5 protein-coding genes are annotated in these 6,076 nt (G+C 73.3%); 4 read left to right on the top strand and 1 reads right to left on the bottom strand.

Annotation, left to right across the window (positions count from 1 at the left end; translation table 11 throughout):
* Positions 1-31: 31 nt before the first annotated feature.
* Positions 32-478 carry a hypothetical protein gene (locus ACSNOD_RS27240; protein WP_436769725.1) on the bottom strand — a complete coding sequence of 149 codons (447 nt, stop codon included), beginning with the start codon at positions 476-478 and terminating at the stop codon, positions 32-34.
* A gap of 118 nt (positions 479-596) precedes the next feature.
* Between ACSNOD_RS27240 and ACSNOD_RS27235 the strand changes: the two genes are divergently transcribed.
* From ACSNOD_RS27235 to ACSNOD_RS27220, 4 genes are all read left to right on the top strand, one after another.
* Positions 597-1,436 carry a DUF817 domain-containing protein gene (locus ACSNOD_RS27235; protein ID WP_436769724.1) on the top strand — a complete coding sequence of 280 codons (840 nt, stop codon included), beginning with the start codon at positions 597-599 and terminating at the stop codon, positions 1,434-1,436.
* A 96-nt stretch (positions 1,437-1,532) separates the two neighbouring features.
* On the top strand, positions 1,533-2,639 hold the full coding sequence (locus tag ACSNOD_RS27230; RefSeq protein ID WP_436769726.1) for a hypothetical protein: 1,107 nt from the start codon (positions 1,533-1,535) through the stop codon (positions 2,637-2,639).
* 322 nt (positions 2,640-2,961) lie between these two features.
* Positions 2,962-5,004 (top strand): outer membrane protein assembly factor BamB family protein, encoded by a 2,043-nt coding sequence (locus ACSNOD_RS27225; RefSeq protein ID WP_436769723.1) that lies wholly within the window; start codon positions 2,962-2,964, stop codon positions 5,002-5,004.
* A gap of 381 nt (positions 5,005-5,385) precedes the next feature.
* Positions 5,386-6,076: helix-turn-helix transcriptional regulator (locus ACSNOD_RS27220; RefSeq protein ID WP_436769722.1), on the top strand; the 691-nt coding region annotated here is incomplete at its 3' end.

Raw genomic sequence — 6,076 nt, 5'->3', positions numbered from 1 at the left:
CCCCCCGCCCACGCTCCGCGGGCGGCGCCCCTCAGCGGCCCGCCGCCGGCGCGCCCCACGGCCCCTGCGGGACCCCGTACGCCTGCGGCGGGACCTGCGCCGTCGGCGCCACCGGCGGCTTCGGCGCGCGCTCCTGCATGCCGCGCCGGCGGAACTTGTTGAGCGCGTAGACATTGGCCAGGTGCATGCCGCCGATCACCAGCAGCACCACGCCGAGCTTCTGCGACAGCGCCTCGAACACGCCCCGGGCCGTGGTGATCGTGGCGTCGTCCTCGAGGTAGAGGGCGACGAAGCCCAGGTTCACCAGGTAGAAGCCGACCACCAGCAGGTGGTTCACGGCCTCGGCGAGCTTCTCGTTCCCGTGCAGGACGTCGGCGAGGAACACGCGCCCGTTGCGGCTGAGCGTACGGGCGACCCAGACGGTCAGCCCGACGCTGGTCAGCAGGTAGACGACATAGGCGACGACGGTGAGGTCCACAGTCCCCACTCCTTCTTGAACGTGTTCAAAAATGCTGGTGATCGTGACTGTAGACCTGTTTTTGAACACGTTCAAGCGAACGGGAACCGCCGCCGTCACGCGGCACGTCTCTCCGGCCATGTCCTTGATCACCGCGCCCGTCCGGCAGCTCCTGCTGTTCACCCGGCTCCAGACCCGCAGCTGCGCGTTCGCCATCGCGCTGCTCCTGGGGGTCGCGCTCTCCGGCGCGCTGCCCGAGGGGCCCGTGGCCCGGTACGACCTCCTCTTCGGCTACGGCCTGCTGCTCACGGCCGTCTTCCGCCTCCGCGGCTGGGAGAGCCGGCGGGACCTCGCGGTCATCGCCGTGTGCCACGTCATCGGGCTCGCCTTCGAGCTGGTCAAGGTCTCCCTCGGCTCCTGGAGCTATCCGGAACCCGCGCTGCTCAAGGTCGCGGGCGTGCCGCTGTACGGCGGGTTCCTCTACGCCGCGGTGGGCAGCTACGTGTGCGGCGCCTGGCGGCTGATGGAACTGGAGCTGGTCGGCTACCGCCCCCGGGCCACCGCCGCCGTGGCCGCCGCGATCTACGTGAACTTCTTCAGCCACCACTGGCTGCCCGACGCGCGCTGGCCGCTCGCCGCGCTGCTGCTCGCGGTCACGGCCGGCACGTGGGTGCGGTTCACCCTGGGGAGCGCGCGCCTGCGCATGCCGCTGGCGCTCTCCTTCGCGCTGATCGGGTTCTTCCTGTGGCTGGCCGAGAACCTCGCCACCTATCTGGGCGCCTGGCGCTACCCGTACCAGCTCCACGGCTGGCAGCCGGTCTCCGTCGACAAGTTCGGCGCCTGGGCGCTGCTGATCAGCGTCACCGTCGTACTGGTGGCGGCGGTCCACCACCGCCGTACGGGCGGCCCCGCGCGGTGTCACGCCCAGGTCCGACGAGCTGAGGCCCAGTCAGGTATGGACCGGTGCGCAGCCAACTGATCAGATGGTCGAGCGATCGAGCGATCGGATGATCGAGCCATTGAGTGGGAACGGGAGTGCGGCGTGAGCGGGGCTGGGGGGCAGGACGGGTCGTCCGTGTCCGACGAGGAGTGGGAGCGGTTCCTCCATGAATCGGTGGCGGGCGCGGCCGGGGCCCCCGTGGAGCCGTCGGCCCGCGCCCGTGAGGTGGAGCGGCGGCTGCGGGGGCGTTCCGGGCAGCCGGAGGGCTGGCGTACGTACTCGCCGGCCCGGCCCCGGCGCAGGACGGGCTGGTACGTGACCGGGCTGGTGGCGGCCGTGGCCCTGCTGGCCGTGGCGCTCTTCCCGCAGCAGGTCGTCGGCTGGTTCGGCGGCAACGGCAACGGCAACGGCGGCGGGCAGGACGGGGCGCCGCTGTCCGCCGAGTCGGAGAGCCCGCGAGGGGCGCCCGGCGCCGAGCCGGATCTGCGCCCCACCCTCGCCGAGCCCTTCCGGGGCTCGCCTGCCGCCCACTGGGCGGACGGAGCGGCAGGGATCACGGTGCCCCCGGCCAAGGCGACCGGCTGGATGAACGCCGACCAGGTCGAGCGGGCACTGGCGCGTAGCCGGGACTTCCTCGTGGCCGCGGGGCTCGATTCCCGCGTGCTGCGCGGCGAGCGGCCCGCGCGGGCGATCGCGCTGCTCAACCCGCACCAACAGGACGTCCAGGAGTACCTCCGTACCGCCCTGTCGTCGACGGCGCCCACGGAGAGCACCGACCCGCTGCTGCTGTTCAGCCGCTTCCGGCCGGAGCAGGCCCGGCTGGTCGGTGACGTGGTCAAGACGCGCGGTCGGCTCACGTACCGGGAGGGGAAGCGGGGGGCGGTCGAGGTGGCGGCGGACGTCACCTTCGTGTACCCGGTCACCCCGGCGGCGGGCGGTGGCGGGCGGGACCCCGAGGTCATCCGTACGATCGTGCGGCGCGAGGTGGTGATGAGCTGGGACGACCCGGCCAAGGTCATCACCGAACCGGACACGATGTCCCTCGTCTCGTACGCGCTCGACATGACCAACGGCGGCTGCGCCGCCCCCACCGGCTACTTCGTGCCGCCTTTCGGCACGGCCGGCGGGCGGTCCGCCGACAAGGCCCAGCAGGTCGATCCGTACGACCGCAGCAAGCCGATCGACAAGAGTGACGGCACGAGGGCCACGGGCAACGGCTGCGGGACCGCCACCCGTTCCTAGGGCGTGCCCCGCAAAGCCCCGCCCGCCGGGCGTCACCTGTCCCGCCCGGCCGGCGGCCGGGGCGGCGCCGGCCGCGGCCGTACGAAGGCCCCGAAAGGCCGTCACCGTGGGCGATCCGCCCGCCCGCGCGGGGCCGCGAGGGGCGCCGTCGGGCCACCGGGACGGGCCCTTGACACCCCCGGGTGATACAAAGAACTCCCGCTCACCTACCGTTCATTGGTGGGTCGATTGTCCGATTCGCTCCTTCCTGGGGGGATTCCGCCCTCGGGATAGCGGGGGAGGCCGGTCGGGCCGTGGACCCACGTAAAGAGGTAAAACGTCCATGTCCCAGCCGCCCCAGCCGCCACATCAGCCTCCGCCCGGCCCCGCCGAGGAGACCCCGAAGGCCGGCTTCGGCGCACCGCAGGATGCCCCGCCGTCCGCCCCCGCCGGGGCAGCGCCGGGGTACGGATATCCGCAGACGCCTCCGGGCCAGCCGGCCGGCGCCCCGGGTTACGGCTATCCCCAGGCGCCCCAGCAGCCCGCGCAGCCGCCGCAGAGCCCCTCCGGGCCGGCCGCGGCCGACGCCCAGTCCGGCGCGCAGGGCGCGCCCCAGGCACCGGGCGCTCCCCAGGCTCCGGGCACCCCCGGCGCGCCCACCGCGCCGGCGGGCAACCCCGCCTACCAGCCGACCCAGGCGGCCATGCCGCCCGTGCCCCCGAGCCCGTACGGCGCGCCGGTGCCGCCCGGCCCGCCGCAGGCCCCGCCGGGCGCGCCCCAGGCCCCGTACGGCTATCCGCAGGCGCCGGGCCAGCACGCCCCGGGCCAGCCGGGCCCGTACGGTCAGCCGCAGCCCGGCCAGCCGTACGGCCAGCCCCAGCCCGGTCAGCCGTACGGTCAGCCCACGCAGCCCTACGGCCAGCAGCAGTTCGGCATGTACCCGCCCCAGACGCCGTACCCCGGCGCCCCTCAGGGCCCCGGCGGCACGGGCGGCGGCGGGTCGAAGGGCCGCCTCTTCGCGATCATCGGCGCCGCGCTCGCCGTGCTGCTCATCGCCGGCGGCGGCATCTGGTTCGTCGCCAAGGACGACGGCGGCAAGGAGGAGACCCGGGCCGCCGACGGCGACCGCAAGGACGGCGCCAAGAGCGGCCCGGACAAGCCCAAGTCCGCCGACGGCAAGCTCCTCTTCAGCGTGCCCTACCCCACGCTCGACACCGACCTCATGGAGGTCAAGGGCCAGTGGGCGACCGACAAGGTCCTCGCCAAGGGCACGCCGTACGCCATCACCGGCTATGACCTGGCGGCCGGCGGCGGCAAGGAGGCCTGGAAGATCCCGCTGGACGGCCAGATCTGCGCCGCCTCCAAGCACATGACCGCCGACGGCAAGGCCGCCGTGGTCGTGCAGGAGAGCAAGCCGACGGCGACGGAGAAGTACCCGCGCTGCAACAAGCTCGTGGTCTTCGACATCGCCGGCGGCAAGAAGCTGTGGCAGGAGCAGATCAAGGACGGCGACGCGTTCATGCGTCTCGACAGCGTGACCATCAGCGGCGAGACCGTCGCGGTGGCCGGCCTGCACGGCGGCGCCGCCTTCCCGATCGGCGGCGGCCAGCCGCTGTGGACGCCCAAGCCGGGCAAGTGCAAGGACAACGGCTACGCCGGCGGCGCCGCGCTGGTCGCGGTCGCCAACTGCGGTGACGTGAGCAAGGGCCCGTGGAAGGTCCAGAAGCTGGACCCCAAGACGGGCAACCCGCAGTGGACCTACGACGTGATGGAAGGCGTCCAGAACGTCGCCGTCGTCAGCACCAACCCCGTCGTGCTCGCCATCAGCGCCGGTGAGATCGGCGAGACCGACCTGCTGGCCCTCAACGACCAGGGCGCCCTGCGCTCCAAGATCTCGCTGGAGAAGGGCAAGTACGGCACGAAGTACCAGCCCAACTGCAGCCTGGAGGTCGAGTCCTGCACCACGGCCGCCGTGGACAAGGACACCGTCTACCTGCCGACCGAGGAGCACCAGGGCGACAGCGAGTTCGGCCGCACCAACGAGATCGTCGCCTTCGACCTCAACAACGGCAAGCCGAAGTGGAAGTCGGGCGCCGGCGAGAAGCGGCACATCCTGCCGCTGCGGATGGACGGCGACCGGGTGATCGCGTACATCAAGGCCACCTACGACTCCGGCGGCCAGGTCGTCAGCGTCGAGCCGGGCGCGGGCAAGCAGGAGGTGTACCTGCGGCTGCCGAACGACACGGCGGAGTCGGAGTCGCGCCTGTCGCCCGAGCGCGGTGAGGCCACGTACGCGGGCGGCCGGCTCTTCCTCGCGGAGGACCTGCTGTCCAAGAGCGGCGCCTCGTTCAACAAGCACGTTCTGTTGGCGTTCGGCGCGAGCTGATCCGCGCCGGCCGCGCGCGTCGGCCCCGCCCGTATCCGTACGGGCGGGGCCGCGTCGTATCCGTATCCGCGGGCGTTCCCGCGCGTTCGCGCCGCACGTACGCGCCGCACGTTCGCGCCGCGCGTTTTCCGCCGGGCGTACGGGCCGGCGTTCGGGCCGCGATTCCACCGGCCCGCGGTGCGGCGCGCCCCGTGTCAAGGGGCCCCTAATGGCCGGTATTTCGGCATTCCGGTGGGCTTCTGCCGAGTAAGGGGCGCGCGACGTCGAACAAGCGTGTAGCTTCCGGGGGCAAACGGCCTGGGCAGGAGCCTGTCCCGAATTCCGCGTCGACCGGAATATCGGGACAGGCTCTAAGCTCATCGGGGGATTGGGGGGAAGCTCATGGGCGTGCGGCTCATGGTGGTCGACGATCACCGTCTGCTCGCCGAGGCGCTCGCCTCGGCACTGAAGTTGCGCGGGCACCGGGTGCTCGCGGCGGCCGCGCCGAGCGCCGGGGCGGCGGAGCTGGTGGTGAGCAGGGCTCCGGAGGTGTGCCTGCTGGGCACGGCCGCGCCCGCCGAGCCGGGAGCGTTCGACCCGATCGTGCGCATCAAGCGGGAGCGGCCCCAGGTCGCGGTCGTCGTCCTCGGGCCGGTGCCCAGCCCCCGCGGCATCGCGGCGGCCTTCGCGGCCGGCGCGTCCGGCTATGTGCGGCACGACGAGCGGATCGAGGGCGTCGAGCGGGCCATGGTCAAGGCGAGGGCGGGCGAGGCGGCCGTCGCCCCCATGCTCCTCCAGGGCGCCTTCGCCGAGCTGCTCAACCCCGCGGCCCAGCCGGACGACGAGGCCGCCCGGCTGCTCCAGATGCTCACGCCCCGGGAGATCGAGGTGCTGGTGCGGGTCGCCGAGGGCGAGGACACCCGGCTGATCGCCGCGGGCATGGGCATCGCACCGAGCACGGCCCGCACGCATGTGCAGCGCGTGCTGATGAAACTCGGCGTCGGCTCCCGCCTGGAGGCGGCGGCCCTGGCGGCCCGCACGGGCCTGCTCGACCGCGCCACGGGCGACACCCCCACCCCCCGCCAGGACACCC

Origin of the sequence: Streptomyces sp. URMC 123, from assembly GCF_051386515.1 — a bacterium.
In the GTDB taxonomy this organism is placed as follows: domain Bacteria; phylum Actinomycetota; class Actinomycetes; order Streptomycetales; family Streptomycetaceae; genus Streptomyces.
This window is presented reverse-complemented; position numbering and strand designations above follow the sequence as displayed.

Bases quoted from the DNA above. Each gene is read 5' to 3' on its own strand.
- ACSNOD_RS27235 (WP_436769724.1), top strand. From the start codon at position 597: ATGTCCTTGATCACCGCGCCCGTCCGGCAGCTCCTGCTGTTCACCCGG.
- ACSNOD_RS27225 (WP_436769723.1), top strand. From the start codon at position 2,962: ATGTCCCAGCCGCCCCAGCCGCCACATCAGCCTCCGCCCGGCCCCGCC.